Origin of the sequence: Reyranella sp. (assembly GCF_044224635.1) — a bacterium.
Taxonomy (GTDB): domain Bacteria; phylum Pseudomonadota; class Alphaproteobacteria; order Reyranellales; family Reyranellaceae; genus Reyranella.
The window spans coordinates 18,565-34,738 of the sequence record NZ_JBGAKA010000040.1 but is presented as its reverse complement, the minus strand read 5'-3'; the positions used below and the strand labels follow the sequence as shown (position 1 = coordinate 34,738).

15 protein-coding genes are annotated in these 16,174 nt (G+C 66.8%); 6 read left to right on the top strand and 9 right to left on the bottom strand.

Annotated elements, in window-relative coordinates:
• Positions 1–152: 152 nt before the first annotated feature.
• The 5 genes from ACILR9_RS27715 to ACILR9_RS27695 form a co-directional block, all read right to left on the bottom strand.
• Positions 153–815: an amino acid ABC transporter permease gene (locus ACILR9_RS27715; RefSeq protein WP_395713213.1), complete on the bottom strand. Its 663-nt coding sequence runs from the start codon at positions 813–815 to the stop codon at positions 153–155.
• A gap of 30 nt (positions 816–845) precedes the next feature.
• The gene (locus ACILR9_RS27710) at positions 846–1,748 is read right to left on the bottom strand and encodes an ABC transporter permease (protein ID WP_395713212.1); all 903 of its coding nucleotides are present in this window, start codon (positions 1,746–1,748) and stop codon (positions 846–848) included.
• Positions 1,749–1,789: 41 nt separating this feature from the next.
• Positions 1,790–2,767 carry an ABC transporter permease gene (locus ACILR9_RS27705; RefSeq protein ID WP_395713211.1) on the bottom strand — a complete coding sequence of 326 codons (978 nt, stop codon included), beginning with the start codon at positions 2,765–2,767 and terminating at the stop codon, positions 1,790–1,792.
• On the bottom strand, positions 2,764–4,494 hold the full coding sequence (locus ACILR9_RS27700) for a peptide ABC transporter substrate-binding protein (protein ID WP_395713210.1): 1,731 nt from the start codon (positions 4,492–4,494) through the stop codon (positions 2,764–2,766). Before ACILR9_RS27700 ends, ACILR9_RS27705 begins: the two co-directional genes overlap by 4 nt.
• 121 nt (positions 4,495–4,615) lie before the next feature.
• A complete protein-coding gene (locus ACILR9_RS27695; protein WP_395713209.1) occupies positions 4,616–5,398 on the bottom strand; it encodes an orotate phosphoribosyltransferase in 783 nt (260 codons plus the stop codon).
• A gap of 198 nt (positions 5,399–5,596) precedes the next feature.
• Here ACILR9_RS27695 and ACILR9_RS27690 point away from each other — a divergent pair, with 198 nt between their 5' ends.
• Complete coding sequence (locus ACILR9_RS27690) at positions 5,597–6,091, top strand: TspO/MBR family protein (protein WP_395713208.1); 495 nt, start codon at positions 5,597–5,599, stop codon at positions 6,089–6,091.
• 230 nt (positions 6,092–6,321) lie between these two features.
• Here the strand turns inward: ACILR9_RS27690 and dctP are convergent, their stop codons facing one another.
• The 3 genes from dctP to ACILR9_RS27675 all read right to left on the bottom strand — a co-directional run bounded on the left by dctP (position 6,322) and on the right by ACILR9_RS27675 (position 10,211).
• Positions 6,322–7,290 carry a TRAP transporter substrate-binding protein DctP gene (dctP, locus tag ACILR9_RS27685; protein ID WP_395713207.1) on the bottom strand — a complete coding sequence of 323 codons (969 nt, stop codon included), beginning with the start codon at positions 7,288–7,290 and terminating at the stop codon, positions 6,322–6,324.
• Between the two features lie 180 nt (positions 7,291–7,470).
• Positions 7,471–8,532, bottom strand: coding sequence for an ABC transporter substrate-binding protein (locus ACILR9_RS27680; protein WP_395713206.1), 1,062 nt, complete (start codon positions 8,530–8,532; stop codon positions 7,471–7,473).
• A 122-nt stretch (positions 8,533–8,654) separates the two neighbouring features.
• Positions 8,655–10,211 carry a gamma-glutamyltransferase family protein gene (locus tag ACILR9_RS27675; RefSeq protein WP_395713205.1) on the bottom strand — a complete coding sequence of 519 codons (1,557 nt, stop codon included), beginning with the start codon at positions 10,209–10,211 and terminating at the stop codon, positions 8,655–8,657.
• A 97-nt stretch (positions 10,212–10,308) separates the two neighbouring features.
• On the opposite strand from ACILR9_RS27675, the gene ACILR9_RS27670 reads away from it, so the two are divergent.
• Genes ACILR9_RS27670 through ACILR9_RS27650 form a run of 5 tightly spaced genes read left to right on the top strand, consistent with a single transcriptional unit; the run spans position 10,309 to position 14,628 of the window.
• Positions 10,309–10,854 carry an RNA polymerase sigma factor gene (locus ACILR9_RS27670; RefSeq protein ID WP_395713204.1) on the top strand — a complete coding sequence of 182 codons (546 nt, stop codon included), beginning with the start codon at positions 10,309–10,311 and terminating at the stop codon, positions 10,852–10,854.
• 50 nt (positions 10,855–10,904) lie between these two features.
• The gene (locus tag ACILR9_RS27665; protein WP_395713203.1) at positions 10,905–11,426 is read left to right on the top strand and encodes a hypothetical protein; all 522 of its coding nucleotides are present in this window, start codon (positions 10,905–10,907) and stop codon (positions 11,424–11,426) included.
• Between the two features lies 1 nt (position 11,427).
• A complete protein-coding gene (locus tag ACILR9_RS27660; protein ID WP_395713202.1) occupies positions 11,428–11,982 on the top strand; it encodes a Spy/CpxP family protein refolding chaperone in 555 nt (184 codons plus the stop codon).
• 10 nt (positions 11,983–11,992) lie between these two features.
• Positions 11,993–13,537, top strand: coding sequence for a DUF1800 family protein (locus ACILR9_RS27655; protein WP_395713201.1), 1,545 nt, complete (start codon positions 11,993–11,995; stop codon positions 13,535–13,537).
• An 11-nt stretch (positions 13,538–13,548) separates the two neighbouring features.
• Positions 13,549–14,628: a DUF1501 domain-containing protein gene (locus tag ACILR9_RS27650; protein WP_395713200.1), complete on the top strand. Its 1,080-nt coding sequence runs from the start codon at positions 13,549–13,551 to the stop codon at positions 14,626–14,628.
• Between the two features lie 144 nt (positions 14,629–14,772).
• Here ACILR9_RS27650 and ACILR9_RS27645 read toward each other — a convergent pair whose 3' ends face one another.
• A complete protein-coding gene (locus ACILR9_RS27645) occupies positions 14,773–16,137 on the bottom strand; it encodes an MFS transporter (protein ID WP_395713199.1) in 1,365 nt (454 codons plus the stop codon).
• Positions 16,138–16,174: the final 37 nt, after the last annotated feature.

Genomic DNA, 16,174 nt, shown 5'->3' with positions numbered 1-16,174 from the left:
CCCTCCCCAGCTCCGCTGGGGAGGTGGCCGCGTCTTCGCGGACGGAGGGGTCATAGGCCACCTCTCGTTGCTCATGACCCCTCCGTCGCCGCAATACGGCGACACCTCCCCAGCGAAGCTGGGGAGGAGAATGAGAAACGCCTCCACTCCGCTCATCGCCGGGCGAAGACCAGCCAGTAGAGGCCGGCGAACAGGAGGCGGAACAGCATCGCAAGCGCCAGGTAGGCGGCGGCGACGACGATATAGACCTCGAAGTCGCGGAAGGTGCGGGACTGGATGATCGAGGCGGCGTGGAACAGGTCCTGGGCCGAGATCTGCGACACCACGCTGGTGGCGAGCATCAGCAGCACGAACTGGCTGGCCAGCGCCGGGTACATCAGCTTGAGCGCCGGGAAGGCGATGACGTAGCGGAATATCTGCACGCCCGACAGGCCGAGTGACTGGCCGGCCTCGATCTGCGAGCGCGGGATGGCTTCGAGGCCGGCGCGCACGATCTCGATCGAGTAGGCGCCGAGATTGATCGACAGCGCGATGAAGGCCGCGGTGTCAGCGTCGAACTTCACGCCGAGGCTCGGCAGGCCGAAGAAGATCAGGAAGAGCTGCACGATCAGCGGCGTGTTGCGGATCGCCTCGACATAGACGGCGACCGGGCGGCGTAGCCAGGGCGGGCCGTAGACCCGCGCCGCCGCGCCGCCAAGGCCGATCAGCAGGCCCATGACCATGGTGAAGACCGACAGCTCGAGGGTGAGGATCAGGCCGTCGAGCAGGAACTCGTGCGCCGCAAGGACGTCGCGAAACTGGAAACTGTACGTCATCGGGCGCTGCTATCTGTCCTCGCCGCGACCCTATCGTCTCTCGCTGCGGGGATCGAGTGCGTCCTGCAGGCCGTCGCCGACGAAGTTGAAGGCGATCACGGTGAGGAAGATCAGCAGGCCGGGCCACAGCGCCAGCACCGGCGCCTGCTGCAGCAGATCCTGCGCGCCGGTCAGCATGTTGCCCCAGCTCGCTGCCGGCGGCTGGATGCCGAGGCCGAGGAACGACAGGGTCGATTCGAACAGGATCAGCGTGCCCATCGACATGGTGGTGGCGACGACCAGCGAGCCGGCCGTGTTGGGCAGGATGTGGCGAAACATGATGCGCAGCGGCACCGCGCCCAGCGCCTGGGCGGCGCGCGTGAAGTCGCGCGCCTTGAGCGACAGGGTCTCGGCGCGCACCAGGCGTGCCACCGTGGTCCAGCCGGTCAGCGCCACGATGACGATGATGCGATAGACCGAGAAGAGCTCCGAGCGGGCGATGTCGGTCGGCACGCCGACCTTCACCGGGTCGATCGCCGCCATGACGATCAGAAGCGGCAGCAGGGGCAGGGCGATGACGCCGTCGGTCAGCCGCATCAGCACGCTGTCGAGCCGGCCGCCGAGATAGCCCGCGGCGACGCCGATCACCGCGCCGAGCACGGCCGACAGGAGGGCGCCCGACACGCCGACCAGCAGCGACACGCGGCCGCCGTCGAGCAGGCGCTGGAAGAGGTCGCGGCCGAGATCGTCGGTGCCCAGCCAATGCTCGGCCGAGGGCGGCTCGAAGCGGCGGAACAGGTCGGTGGCCGTCGGATCGATGCCACGCCAGTCGGCGATCAGCGGCGCGGCCAGAGAGAGGATCAGCAGCACCGCGAGGAAGACCAGCGAGGCCTGTGCCAGGCGATGGCGCATCAGGCGCGACCAGGCGAGGCGGCGCGGGCTTGCCGCCGTCATTTGTGGCGCCTCATGTGTCGTCACCGCTCATGCGCTGCCCATCAGGCGTTCCCCGACAGCGACACCCGCGGATCGACCCAGACATAGGCGAGGTCGGCAAGCAGGTTGCCGGCCAGCGTCGCCAGCGTCGCGATCAGCAGGCCGACCAGCGCGAGGTTGTAGTCGTTGTCGAGGATCGCTTGGTAGATCGCCTTGCCCATGCCCGGCCAGGCGAACATGGTCTCGGTGATCAGTGCGCCTGACAGCAGCCCGCCGAACGACAGGGCGAGGATGGTGAGCACCGGCGCGAGCGCGTTGGCGAAGGCGTGACCCCACAACACCTGGCCTTCGGGCGCACCCTTGGCGCGGGCGGTGCGGATGTAGTCCTGGCGCAGCGCCTCGATCATGGCGCCGCGCATGAAGCGCGTGTAGGCGCCGAGCTGGACCAGGGTCAGCGTGATCACCGGCAGCACCAGATGGCGCGCCTGGTCGGCCAGCGCGCTGGACCACGGCGTGCCTGGCCGGATGTCGGCCATGCCGCCGGCCGGCAGCCAGCCCAGCCCGACGGCGAACAGGGTGATCAGCAGCAGCGCCACCCAGAAGGGCGGGGCGGAGATGCCGGCGAAGCAGACGAGGTTGATCAGATAGTCGGCGATGCGGCGCGGCCGCGAGGCCGCCCAGATGCCGAGCGGCAGGGCGATCGCCGTGGCGATCACGAAGGCCGTGCCGGCCAGCGCCAGCGTGTTGAGCAGGCGCGGCCACAGCACCGCCAGCACCGGCTGGCCGTACGAGCGCGAGTAGCCGAAATTTCCCTGGATGGCCTCGCCGGCCCACGCGAGGTAGCGTGCCAGAAGCGGTTGGTCGAGGCCGTACGCCGCGCGCAGGCGCGCGGCGTCGGCGCTGGTCATGTTGGGGTCGCCGGCGATCATCAGGTCGATCGGATCGCCCGGCATCAGCCCGATCAGCAGGTAGACGACGAAGCTCATCAACACCAGCGTGACGACGACCTCGACCGCCCGGCTGGCGAGGTAACGGGTCATTCCTCCCAGCGCCACTGCTCGATCCACAGGGTCGAGCTGTTGAGATGGCCGGTCGGCACCACGCCCTTCAGTTGCTTGGGAATGACGAAGGGATCGACGCGGAAGAACAGCGGCAGCACCGGTAGGTCCTCGGCATAGAGGCGCTGTATGTCGGCGAAATAGCCGCGTCGCTTCTCGACATCGAGCTCGCGCTCGGCAGCGTCGAGCGCCCTGTCCATGTCGGCGTTCTTGTAACCCGAATAGTTCTGTCCGCTCCAGCCGTTGGCGGCCGAGGGAATCTCCGTCGACTTGAGGATGGTGCGCGGGACGCCTCCCGGCGACTGCACCCAGGCAAACATCGCAAGGCCGGTGAATTGCCGGCGGTTCAGGCTTTCGGAGAAGATGCGCGGTGGGTCGGTCTTGATGCGCAGCTCGACGCCGACCTGACGCAGCTGGCTCTGGATGACCTGGGCGACGAGCTCGCGCACCCGGTTGCCGGCGGTGGTGGTCATGTCGATCGAGAACCGTTCGCCCTGGGCATTGTAGCGTACGCCGCTGCGGATGTCGGTGAAGCCTGCCTCGTCCAGCAGCTTGCGCGCCGCCGCAGGGTCGTAGGGATAACGGCGCGTCGTCGGGTCGAACATCGGATCGAGCGGGCTGATCGGCCCTTCGGCGACCGGCTGCTTGCCCTCGAACAGCTTGTCGGAAATCGCCTTTCGGTCGATCGCCATCAGAATCGCCTGGCGCACCCGTCGATCGGCCAGCAGCTTGTTGTCGAGCATCGTGTCCATATGCTCGTAGATCAGCGCCGGCTTGTAGATGAAATCGTACTTGGCCTTGTGGCGCTTCTCGAAGGCAAGCGTCTGGTCGAGCGACAGGCCAAGCTCGCCCAACGCATAGTCGATATTGCCGGACAGGAGATTGGCCTCCAGCGAGGCGGTGTTCTCGAAGATCTTGACGACGATGCGCTTGAAGTGCGGCGCCTGGCCAGTCCAGGTCGGATTGCGCTCCAGCGTCACCCGGCTGCCCGGCACGATCTCGACCTTGCGGAAAGGGCCGAAGCCGAGGCCCGGGTTGGTCGAATCGGTGTCGTACGCCGTCTTGTTGCGGTACTCGGCGGGATTGGCGTCGAAGATCGGCTTCTCGATGTGGGCGGGCAGGAGGCTGAGACCCATCGCGTTGTAGTCATAGGTCACGCGATCGACCGTCAGGGTGAAGCGCCGGTCGTCCTTGGCGTCGACCTTCAGGATCCGCGTGTAGCCGTCGGACGAGGCGACGCCCGACAGCGGATGCTTGCCGACATCGATCGTGAAGGCGACATCCTTGACGGTGACCGGCACGCCGTCGCCCCAGCGCAAGTCGCGCAGCTCGAAGTCGATCTCGATGCCCTTCTTGCCGGCCCCCTTTCCGTCATCCGGCAGGTCGATCACCCGCGCCTTGCCGTTCTCGATGGTCGGCAGCTCGGTGCAGGCGAGGCAGACCAGCCTGGAGTTGGCATCGTAGGCGGTGAGGGGTCGCGCCGTCATGTTGCTGATCAGCGACTTGGCGAGCATGGCGCTGATCAGGGGGTTCCAGGTGCTTGGCGACTGGTTCATGCCCAGCACCAACTCGTCCTTGGCGCGGGCCGGCGCGGCGAGCGCCGACAGCGCGAGCAATAGCGAAAGCAGGCGCAGGATCATTGCCCGCACCGTCGCACTGCATGGCGTGGGAAACAAGAACGGCATCGTCGCCGTGCGCGTCCGACACATCGTCTTTCCTCCCCTGATGACGGGGGAGACCCCCAGCACGCCGGCGCGCACCACGATGCTATGAAAATCGGGGCGGTACCCGCCCCGATTTTCATAGGAGGGAGAAGGACATGCCGCTCGATCAGCGCCCCAGCATCGGGCGAGGCGCCGGCTGGCGGCCGCCGTGGCGGGCCGACCATTGATCGGGCGCTTCGAGGAAGGCGTGGGTCTCCGACAAGCCGCGCTCGTCAAAGTATTTGTGCTTTTCTGCCGCCTCCAGCGCATCCCACCAAGTGGCGAGCGCGTGAAGCTTGACGCCGGCGGCGGCCAGCAGCTCAACGCTCTGCGGAAAGATGCCGTAGTGGAAGATCACGAAGCAGTCGGTGACCTTCGCGTCGGCCCGCTTGAGCGCATCGATGAAGACGACCTTGCTGCCGCCATCGGTGGCCAGATCCTCTACCAGGAGGACCCGCTTGCCGGGTTTGAGGTCGCCCTCGATCTGGGCCATGCGGCCGAAGCCTTTGGGCTGCTTGCGTACGTAAACCATCGGCTTCTTGGCCAGGGCCGCCAGGAACGCCGCGAACGGGATGCCAGCAGTTTCGCCGCCAGCGACCGCGTCGATCTTGCTCCAGCCGATCTGCTTGCCGATCAGGCGATAGGCGTGGCTCATGATCTTGGCGCGCGCCTCGGGAAAGGAAATGATCTTGCGGCAGTCGATGTAGACAGGGCTGGCCCGCCCTGATGTGAAAATGTAGGGATTGTCGGGGCGGCAGTGGATGGCCTCTATCTGTAGCAGCAGGCGGGCTGTGTCCCGAGATTCGGTCGTCCCACTGCCTCGGCCCGAAACAACTTTGCCGTTCAAGGTGTTGGGCGGCGTCTTTCGAGTAGCCGCACCGGGTGATTTAGACTTCTTTTTCGTCGCCATTTGCAACTTCCCCCAGCGCCGCTTGCGACAAAATGACGGTGGTGTGTTTAGCGTTCATCACCATTACCGGCAAGGGCGCCCGGGCAGGATTCGCCGCACGGAACGACGAGGCACCACTTGTGGCGGCATTGGGGCGTTTGGCGACCGACGGTAATGGTCACGACACCTTAACGTGCCCGGCATGCTAGCGTTTCGGGCATGGCCAAGCGCAGCCTTTCGGCCGACCTCGTGGCCCTGTCGCTGCTCCTCGGCCTGTGCCTTGGCATCGGCATGCTCGGGTCGTCGCTGGTGGAGACCAGCATCGGCACCTGGTATGCTGATCTGATCAAGCCGACCTTCACGCCGCCCAATGAGGTGTTCGGGCCGGTCTGGACGATGCTTTACGTCCTGATGGCCGTCGCCGCATGGCGGGTCTGGCGCGGTGCCGATTGGCAGACGGCCCGTGGGCCGCTGACGCTGTTCGTCCTCCAGCTCGCCCTCAATCTCGGCTGGAGCGCGGTGTTCTTCGGCTTGCAGAAGATCGGGGCGGCGGTCGCCACCATCATCGTGCTCGACGTTGCCGTTTTGGTCACGACGCTGGCTTTCCGCACGATCGATCGGATCGCTGCGCTCCTCATGATGCCCTACCTCGCGTGGATGCTGTACGCGACGGTCCTCAATGTGGCGACGTGGCGCCTCAACCCGACAGCCTGAACGAAGTCCAATGAAGATGTGCTGGGAGCGAGTCACTCATAGGCGCTACCTTACAAAGGGACCTCACCCTGAGGAGCGGCCCGCAGGGCCGCGTCTCGAAGGGTTGGCAACAGAGCAGGCGCTGCGACACCGCTGTATCAGCGATTTCGTGTACGGCCCCATCCTTCGAGACGGCCGCTCCGCGGCCTCCTCAGGATGAGGATTTGTTGGGTCATGGGCCGTGACCGGGATCAGTTTCCCGCCTGGACGCGCGCCACCATCGTGCGCACACGGACATTCTCGAGCGCGATCGGATAGAGCGGCACCATCGCGTCGACGAACGACTTCTTGTCGACCTCGGTGACGATCTCGACGCCCGCCGTCTCGACAATGGAGCGCGAGCCGGTCTCGGCATCGTCCTGCAGCGTGCGATAGGCCGTCACCGAATCCTTGGCAGCGCTGCGCAAGGCGGTCTGATCCTCTTTTGACAGTTCCTCCCATATCCGCTTGGAGAAGATCAGTACGCCGGGCGACATGGCGTGCTCGGTGAGGCTGAAGTACCGGGCGACGCGATAGTGACCGGTGGCCACATAGGCCGAACAGTCGTTGTCGGAGGCGTCGAGCACGCCCGCCTGGAGGCCCCCCAGCACGCGATCCGGCGGCATCGCCACCGGGTCGGCGCCGAGGGCGCGCATCATGGTCGACCAGATGTCGGATTGCTGGACGCGCACCTTCATGCCCTTGAGATCGGACGCCTTGCGGATCGGCCGCTTGACGCTGTAGAGCGAGCGCGGCCCCGCATCGTAGAAGGCGAGGCCGATCAAGCCCTGGCCTTCGAGTGCTTCGAGGATCTCGTTGCCGATCGGTCCGTCGAGCACGTGGCGCATATGCGCGGTCGACTTGAGAAGGAACGGCAAGGTGGGGACTACCGTCGCCGGGACGGTGCGGTTGAGAACCGCCAGGTTGACGCGCGCCATGTCGAGCATTCCGGCGCGCACCTGGGCGACCAGAAAAGTCTCGGAATTGCGATCGTCGGAGCCCATCGGGTCGATGCGATGGCGTCCTTTGGTGCGCTCGCGCAGCAGCTTGTCCATCTGCACGACCGCCTGGACCGTAGGATACTCAAATGGGTAAGTATCGGCGGAACGGAATTCGCGAGCGTGGCCGGGGAGGCCCGTCAGAAAAATTGCAACCAAGATCAGCACCCGGATTACGGGCATCTCCACACGACCCCTAGATGCCGAGACTAGTCGGCGTGAATGTCAGCGTCTATGCGCAATCACCTCCGGTCTCGTGCCCGCACGAAGGGACTTAACGCGTGGTCTGAGCATTGGATGCAACAAGTTCGCGAAAAAGTAGAAATCTCGTCAGTTCAGTAGCGCAAGTTGCCGCGTCGACACTCAGGACCGCGGCGGAATGGCATAGCGTGCAACCGGCTTGGGGATTCGGTCACTGCCGTCGAAGCACACGATCTCGGCCTCGTGCGCCATGTTGCCCTTGCCGTCGGAGCGGTAGGTCGTGACGATCCCCTGATAGGTATCCCGCGCTAGGTGATCGCGCACAGCGTCTGCTGCAACGGGCTGGCCGGCCTTGCGCAAATCGCCCGCGATCCTGCCGAGCATCCCGACGGCGTCGAACTGGGCGGCAGCGAAGGCGTCGGGTTCGCTTTTGTAGGCAGCGCGATAGCTGTCGAGGAAAGCGCGCATCGGGCCGCTGGTCGCCGAGATCGGCGAGGCCGCGGTCTCCGCGCACACGCCCTTGAGCTCGGCTGGCTCGAGCAGGGCCGCGGTCGCCGGCTGATGCATCGCCGACCCGGCGACGATCGGCAGGTCGGGGAGAAGCTGGCGGGCTTGGCGCACGGCGAGCACGGTCGACGCAGCATGCAGGTGCAGGACGATCACGTCGGCATTGGCGTTCTTGGCGCGCAGCAGGGCAGGTGTGAGATCGTTGACCGTGGGGGCGATGCTTTCCTCCAGCACCGGCGGCGCCTTGAGCTCGCCGAGAGTGCGGGCGAGCTGCTCGCGGCCCGACTGGCCGTAGGCCGTGCTCTGGTAGATGATCGCCGGCCGCTTGGCGCCGAGCTTCTCGACGACGTAGCGGGCGTGCGCCACCTTCACCGTGGCGTCGCTCGGGAAGAAGCGGAAGAACCACGGATTGCCGAGCTCGCCCAGCCGCGCCGTGCCGGAGATGGTGAGCACGGGAATCGAGCGCTCCTGGGCGAGGGGCAGCAAGGCCAGCATTTGCGTGCCGAGGATGGGGCCGACCACGGCAGGCGCCGGGCCGCCGCCCATGGTCCGCTCCCAGGCGGTGACAGCGGCTTCCGGCGTCGATTGCGTGTCGAGCACGTCGGGCTTCAGGGTGACGTCGCGCATCTGGCTCGCCGCAAGCAGGGCGCCGTTACGCTGGCTGGTACCCTCGAGGGCCACGAACCCTGTCAGCGGCACGAGCACCGGCAGCCGCACGTCCTGCGCTGCCGCCGGTGCGGCGAATGAGAAGGCGAGCGATGCCGCCAGCGCGACGCGCTGGCGCGCATTTCTTGCTCTCCTCCCCAGTTTCGCTGGGGAGGAGAATGAGGGGTGCCCCCTCACTGCGCCGCGCCGCCGGCCCATGGCGACATCACCTCGTTCATGCCGGTGAGCTCTCCCGTCGTCGGATCACGCACGATACAGGACGGGTTGGCGAATCCCAGCGGCGACACCTGGTTGGCGACCTCGACGATCGGCAGCTTGGCCGCGATCGCCTTCTTGACGTCGTCGGCGAGCTCGCGGTTGACGCGGATCGGGCCCACGCCCGAGACGTCGATGCGCGGCTCATGAAAGGCGGTTTCGACGTCGAGGCCGCGGTCGATCAGCATCAGGGACAATTGCGTCACCGCGGGCACGATGCGCCGGCCACCCGACGCGCCGATGCAGAACCATGGCTTGCCGTCTTTGGAGACGACGACCGGACAGATGTTGCACAGCGGCCGTTTGCCGGGCGCGATCGAGTTCGGCCGGTTGGGCTCCGGATCGAACCACAGCATGCCGTTGTTCATGGTGATGCCGGTCCGCGGCAGCATCACGCAGGAACCGAACAGGGACATCAGGGTCTGGGTCAGCGCCACCATGTTGCCGTGCGAGTCGGCAGCACAGAAATGGGTGGTGCAGGTGTTGGTCGGCTTGTCGCCCATGGTCTTGAGGCGTTCCTCGTAGGCCTGGTGCATGCCCCGGGCGATGGCGACGAAGAAGGCAGCATCGGGTGCGCCCTTGCCGCGCGTGGCCTTGCCAGCCAGCTCGATGGTGCGGTGGAGCGTCGGGCCCGCCGTGAGTCCACCGGCGACGTTGATCGTGACGCCGCCATGCTCGAAGGACAGCGGTTCGACGATGCGCGCTTCGTAGGAGCGCAGGTCGTCGCAGTCGATCGCCGAGCCGCCTGCCTGCAGGTCGGCGGCGATGTCGCGCGCCAGCGCGCCCTCGTAGAATTCCCGCGGACCGCCATCCGACATCCGCTGGTAGGTTTCGCCGAGGTTGCCGAGCTTGAGATAGCGCACCGTGCCTTGCCAGTCGTTGGTCGGCACGCGGCCTTCGTCGGGCAGGTAGCTGGCCTTGGAAGCGGGGAACTTCGACAGGTGCGCCGCGCCATTGGCGACCATCACCTGCATGTACCAGTCGAGCTCCATGCCGCGGCGGGCAAGTGCGATGCCGGGCGCCATGACGTCCTGCCATTTCAGGGTGCCGAAGCGCTCCAGCGCCTTGGCCATGCCGGCGACCTGGCCGGGCACGGCGATCGAATGGTAGCCGACCTCGTTGCGCTGCTCGAGGATGTCCGGCCAGGCGAAGGGATTGGCCGGGCCAGGTCCGACGATCTTGTACGTCGACGGATCGAGGTGGCGGGCAGAGATCGGGCCGTAGTCGATCGTCCAGGCGCGGCCTTCCCTGGCGCTCCAGATGGTCATGAAGCCGACGCCGCCGATGCCGCTCATCCACGGTTCGACCGCGCCGATCGCCATGCCGGTGGCGACGGCGGCATCGATCGCATTGCCGCCCTTGCGCAGGATTTCTGCGCCGACTTCCGCGGCTCGGCAGTTCTGTGCAACCACCACGCCCTTGCCGCGTACTGCTTGCTTGGTCACTTTCCATTGGCGTGTCAGCGACTCGCTCATCGGTGCTCCGGGTTATGCTGAGCGACTGTAGCGGGGCCTGATTTCGCCACAAACCCCGTTAGACTGCAGGGCGAATTGGCCGAGAAAGATCGCGGGCGTGACGGAGCTGAACCAGATCGACCTGCACGCACTCCAGGCAGGAGACAAGCGCACCTGGGATGCGTTCGTGGGCGCATCGGCGCCCTTGATCAACGCGGTCGTTCGCCGGTCGCTCGTTTCATACCGGCTGAGCGAGGATGACGTCCTCGACGCTGCACAGGATGTGTATGTGCGCCTTTGCGCCAACGACTTTCGCCTCTTGAAGACGTACGACCCTGCTCGGGCGGGGCTGTCGACCTGGCTCGCCGTGGTGGCGCGCTCGGCCGCCATCGATCACGCCCGGCGGCGGCGCCAAGCCACCCAGCCGCTTGACGAGGTTCCGGAAGCGCGCCTGGCGGTCGAGGATCGGCACGTCGAGAAGCTCAAGATCCCCGACGGGCTGCTGACCGAGCGCCAGATTCTGATCCTGAAATGCTTATATGATGAGGAGCGCGACGTTGCCGAAATCGCCAAGCTTCTCAAGATCGACGCCCAAACCGTTCGCAGCACTCACCATAAGGCCTTGGTGCGGCTGCGAACTCACTTTCAAGGGAAGGACTCGTGACATGGGGATGGCTGGCCGGTTTTTGACGTAGTCTGCAGCAGGAGAGTGGGATGAGAAGGGAAAAGATCCCCGAAACCGACAAGGAGCTGTGGCGCCGGGTCGCTCCAGCCGGGGAGGGTGCGCCCCAGTCGGTCTCGGACCTCGATTTTGCCGCCTGGCTCGACGGGCGATTACCGGAAGCGCGCGCCGCTGCCGTCGAGGCCGCCGTGGCGGCCGACCCCGAAATGCGGCGGGCTGCCCTGGAGTTGTCGGAGCTGCTCGGCCAACCTCTGCCGGCTGCGCCGTCACGGCTGGAAGTGCGGGCTCGCGCCCTGACCGGCTTCGACGTCGAGCGCCAGCAGTCCCGATTGGGGCTGTTCGACTGGCTGCTGGCCGGCAGTCGTCGTTTCATGGTTCAACGGGTCGCGACGCTCGCCGCCGCAGTGGTCGTGGCGATCTCGGGATTCGTCCTGGGGGGCGGGCTGGGAGCGTCGTGGGCGGAAGAGCGCCATGCGACTTTCGCTGAGTCCTCGACCTCCTCCTCCTCGAGCTCCAACGATCCGACGGAATTCCTGGGCAGCGACGGGCTCTGACATGTCCTCGCGGATGATGCAGATCCTGCTGGCGCTGTCGCTGCTGCTGAACACGTTCGTGCTGGCCGGCTTCGTCTATCGCAGCTGGATCGCGCCGCCGGCGTTCGAGCACCGGCTGCCGCCGCCGCCGCCCGGGCCGCGTCCCAGCCCGCTCGAGGTGGTGGCGCGCGAGCTCGATCTCGACGAAAGCCAGCGCGCCAAGCTGCGCGGCGTGATCGATCAGTACGCCACGACGCGGCGCGACCGCCAGCGCGAGATCCAGAAGCTGCGTGACCAGGCGGCGGCCGAGTATCGCCGGCCGACCATCGACATGGCGCGGATCGATCCGATCATCGAGCAGCTCGCCCGCTTGCGCATCGAGCAGCAGAAGGAAACGCTGCATTCGTTCGCCCAGTTCGAGCCGCAATTGACGCCGCAGCAGCGCGAGCGCATGCACCACATCCTCGCCGAGCGGTTGGCCGGGCCGCCATGGCCGCCGCGGCCGCCCGGGCAGGGACCGGGTCCGGGCCCCGGACCAGGGGGGCCGGGCGGCCCAGGCCGCCCGCCGCAGCAATAGGAGTTCCGCCATGGCTCCGCAGATCGGTCGACGCAGGCTCATGGGAGGAGCGGCGGCTCTGTCCGCCGGGCTGTGGTTCCCGATCGGGACGCGCGCCGCCACAGCGATGGATTTCGACGAAGCGCGACATCTCCTGTCGCGCACCACGTTCGGCGCCACGCCGGCCGAGATCGGCGCCCTCGAAGCGCAGGATTATGCCGCGACGGTCGATCGGCTGCTCGCCTCGACGCCCCGGACCGCGCTGACGGAGCCGCCAGGCTGGCTGAGCGAGGGGCCCGCCCAATTGCGCCGTCGCCAGCAGGAGGCCCAGGCGGAAAGCAAAACCGGCGTCGACGGCAAGAAGCTCGAGGTCGTTCGTCCGGTCGAGCAGCAAGGCCGCGAGCTGCGCAACTGGTGGGTCGAGGAAATGCTGGCGACCGACCAGCCCTTCACCGAGCGCATGGTGCTGTTCTGGCACAACCACTTCACCTCGTCGTTCCTCAAGGTGCGTTACGCCCCGTCGCTGTTCCGTCAGAACGCGCTGTTCCGGCGCGAAGCGGTGGGCAATTTCGCGACCCTGCTACGCGCGGTGGCGCGCGATCCGGCAATGTTGATCTATCTCGACGGCACGCGGAACGTCGCCCGCCAGCCTAACGAGAATTTCGCCCGCGAGCTGCTCGAGCTGTTCACCCTGGGCGAGGGCCATTACAGCGAGGCCGACATCAAGGCGGCGGCGCGCGCCTTCACCGGATGGTCGATCGATCGCGAAACCGGCCACTTCGTGAACCGCGAGCAGGCGCATGACGGCGGCGAGAAGACCTTCCTTGGCCAGACCGGCCGGTTCGGCGGCGACGACATCATCGCCATCCTGCTGAAGCATCCACGCACCGCCGAGACCATCGTCGAGAAGCTGTGGCGCGAGTTCGTCTCGTTGGCGCCCGATCGCGCGACGATCGGCAAGCTCGCGGCGTCGTTCCGCAAGGACTACGAGATCAGGCCGCTGATGCGGGCGATCCTGCTGTCGGCGCAGTTCCGCGACCCGGCGAGCCGCGGCGCGCTGATCAAATCGCCGATCGATCTGATCGTAGGCTCGGTCCGGCTGCTCGGCCTGCCGGTGCCGGAGAAGACCCAGCTCGTGCGCATGCTGCAGGGACTCGGGCAGATGCCGTTCGACCCGCCCAACGTCAAGGGCTGGGCGGGTGGCGAGAGCTGGATCAGCAGCTACACGCTGCTGCTGCGCCAGCAGTTCCTGCGACGGATGGTCGAGGCGACCACCGTGGCGCCGATGGAAGGCGGCATGGCGTTGGCCGACCGGCCCAATCGGCGGGCCGAACGCAAGCAGCAGATGGCGGCCGGCGAGGGCATGCAGATGGCCGAGCAGCGACCGGTCGAGGGGCGCAGCCTGCGCAACGCCGGCAACGAGGCGCGGCTCGGTCCGACGCTCGCCGGCGTCGACACGTCGGCACTGCTGCGCACGCTGCTGCCGCGTGCGCCGATCAACGTCATCGATCCGTCGCTGAGCCCCGGTGGCGTCGTTGCGCTGGCGATGCTCGACACCGCCTTCCAGCTCAAGTGAGGAGGTGCTGCATGAGCCGGATCCTTCTCCTGGTCGAGCTCAAGGGCGGCAATGATGGGCTGAACACCGTCGTTCCCTACGCCGACGCCAGGTATCGCGAGCTGCGCCCAGGCCTCGGCGTGGCCCGCGACCACGTTCTGCAGCTCGACGAGCGGGTCGGCCTGAACCACAAGCTCGAGCCGCTGATGGAAGCCTGGAAGGCAGGCGACCTCGCGATCGTGCAGGGTGTCGGCTATCCCTATCCCAATCGCTCGCATTTCCGCTCGATCGAGATCTGGGATACCGCCTCGGCCTCGAACCAGACCCTGAGCGAAGGCTGGATTGCCCAGGCCTTCCGCGGCACGTCCCTCGCCAAGGGCGCCGGCGTCGACAGCATCGTCATCGATACCAACGCGCTGCCCAGCACCGGGCCGGAGCTGCGCACCATCGTGATGCAGGATGCCGAGAGCTTCCTGCGTCAGGCGCAGAGCATCAAGAACCCGGCCGGCATGAGCGACAACGGCAATCCGGCGCTGCGCCACCTGCTGCTGGTGCGCCAGGAGATCAATGCGGCGGCGCAGGGGCTGAGCGACAGGCTGCGCGCCGCGCCGGCGCCGGCCGAAGGCTACGGGCAGGAGCTTTTCTTCGGCCGCCAGCTCGACCTCGCGACCCGCGTGCTGACGGCGAAGGTGCCGGTGGTGGCGATCAAGGCGGCGCTGGGCGGCTTCGACACCCATGCCAACCAGGCGCCGGTGCACGAACGGCTGCTGTCGTTCCTGGCAACCAACCTCGCAAGCCTGCGCCGGAACCTGATCGCGGCCAACTTATGGAACGGCGTGGTTGTGATGACCTACTCGGAGTTCGGTCGGCGGGCCAAGCAGAACGCCAGCGGCGGCACCGACCATGGCGCGGCAGCGCCGCTGTTCGTCATGGGCGGCGACGTCAAGGGCGGCCTGCACGGGGCCTACCCCTCGCTATCCGACCTTCAGGACGGCGACCTGCGCCACACCGTCGATTTCCGCAGCGTCTTCGCGACGGTCGCCCACGGCTGCTGGGGCCTGTCCCGCGACTTCGGCCTGCGCCAGCCGCAGAGGCTGGGGTTTCTGGGGTAGTCTTCCGGACCGCGGGCGTTCCGCCCGCGGTCCGGAAGGGGCAAAAGGGTCATGAAGCTGGGGGCGCGCCACTCCAGTGGCGCGATCTTCTTCTCGAGACGGGCGATGACGCGCCATTGGGGTGGCGCGCCCCCAGCGAAGAATTCAGCGCCGCATCAGCTCGTCGCGGACGGAGCCGCGTTCGGCTTCGATGCGGATGAACCAGATCAGAACGCCGGCGCCGATTTTGATCAGCACAGGCAGCACGATATAGACGATGACAAGTGCGGTCGTGCCGTAATGGCCGGTCGCCGGGTTGAAGCCCAGCATCGCCGCCACCGGCAGCGAGCCGGCCGCGCCGATCGCCGTGGCCAGCTTGGTGGCGAGCGCCCACAGGCCGAAGTAGGTGCCGGTCTTGCCTTTGGTGTCGCCGCCTTCGCTCGAGTTGATGACGTCGGCCAGGATCGAGGGCGGCAGGCCGTAGTCGGCGCCGATGCCCATCCCGGTCACCACCGAGATGGCGAGGAACCAGTAGAAATCGCCAGGTCCGATCAACAGCGCGAGCGACATGGCGACCGCCGTCAGGACGATGCCCGTGAACCAGGCGGCGGCCTTGCTGAGGCGGCGCGACAACATCAGCCAGAGCGGCACGCTGGCAGCCCCGGCGACGAAATAGGTGAGAAGGATGATTCCGGCTTGAAGCTTGCCACCCTTCAGCACGTGCTCGACATAGAACAGCATCACCGTCACGGCGACGCCGAGGGCTGCGCCGTTGACGACGAAGATCAGCAGCAGGCGGCGGAACAGTCGGTTCTTGAGCGGTGCGAAGAAGGCGATGAAGGCCGTGCCCTTGGGATGCACGACCGCCGGATGGACCGACGGCCCTGCCCACACGAAGGTCGGCAGACAGAACAGCAGGACAATGGGCAGGAAGATCAGGCCGAGCGCACTGTAGCCCGCCGAGTCACCGAACTTGGCGGTGAGCCAGGTCGGCAACACCACCGCCACGGTCATCCCGAGCAGGCCGAAAACCTCGCGGCCCACCGTTACCCGGGTGCGCTCGTTGTAGTCGTCGGTGAGTTCGGCGCCATGGGCGTGATAGCTGATCGACACGCCGGAATAGCCGAGATGGACCAGCAACAACGCCAGGGTCAGCCAGACCGCCATCAGCGTCTGATTGCCGAACCAGCCGTCGGGCGGATCGAACAGCATGTAGAAGCCGCCGCCCAGGAGCGGCGTCATCAGCGCCACGAAGGCGAGCCGGCCGCGCTTGCCGTAGCGCGTGAAACGGTCGCTGATCAGGCCGATCACCGGATCCTGGATGGCGTCCACGACCCGACAGAAGATGAAGATCGGGCCCATGATCTGAAGCGACAGCTTCAGGATCTCACCGTAGAAGTGGCTGACGTTCAGCACGACGGGCAGGGCCGCCATGGCGAGCGGCAACTGCAAGGTGGAATAGGCGACCAATCGGTCGAACTTGATTTTGACGGGTGCCGCTGTCGCGTACCCGGTCGATCCTGCAGTCACCCGACGGCCTTCCCTGTCCGCACCGGTTTCAGTGCCT

Coding starts and splice junctions, on each gene's coding strand:
- ACILR9_RS27695 (WP_395713209.1), bottom strand. CDS start 5,398: ATGGCGACGAAAAAGAAGTCTAAATCACCCGGTGCGGCTACTCGAAAG.
- dctP (WP_395713207.1), bottom strand. CDS start 7,290: ATGCCCGTAATCCGGGTGCTGATCTTGGTTGCAATTTTTCTGACGGGC.
- ACILR9_RS27700 (WP_395713210.1), bottom strand. CDS start 4,494: ATGTGTCGGACGCGCACGGCGACGATGCCGTTCTTGTTTCCCACGCCA.
- ACILR9_RS27710 (WP_395713212.1), bottom strand. CDS start 1,748: ATGACGGCGGCAAGCCCGCGCCGCCTCGCCTGGTCGCGCCTGATGCGC.
- ACILR9_RS27650 (WP_395713200.1), top strand. CDS start 13,549: ATGAGCCGGATCCTTCTCCTGGTCGAGCTCAAGGGCGGCAATGATGGG.
- ACILR9_RS27690 (WP_395713208.1), top strand. CDS start 5,597: ATGGCCAAGCGCAGCCTTTCGGCCGACCTCGTGGCCCTGTCGCTGCTC.
- ACILR9_RS27655 (WP_395713201.1), top strand. CDS start 11,993: ATGGCTCCGCAGATCGGTCGACGCAGGCTCATGGGAGGAGCGGCGGCT.
- ACILR9_RS27715 (WP_395713213.1), bottom strand. CDS start 815: ATGACGTACAGTTTCCAGTTTCGCGACGTCCTTGCGGCGCACGAGTTC.
- ACILR9_RS27675 (WP_395713205.1), bottom strand. CDS start 10,211: ATGAGCGAGTCGCTGACACGCCAATGGAAAGTGACCAAGCAAGCAGTA.
- ACILR9_RS27705 (WP_395713211.1), bottom strand. CDS start 2,767: ATGACCCGTTACCTCGCCAGCCGGGCGGTCGAGGTCGTCGTCACGCTG.
- ACILR9_RS27660 (WP_395713202.1), top strand. CDS start 11,428: ATGTCCTCGCGGATGATGCAGATCCTGCTGGCGCTGTCGCTGCTGCTG.
- ACILR9_RS27665 (WP_395713203.1), top strand. CDS start 10,905: ATGAGAAGGGAAAAGATCCCCGAAACCGACAAGGAGCTGTGGCGCCGG.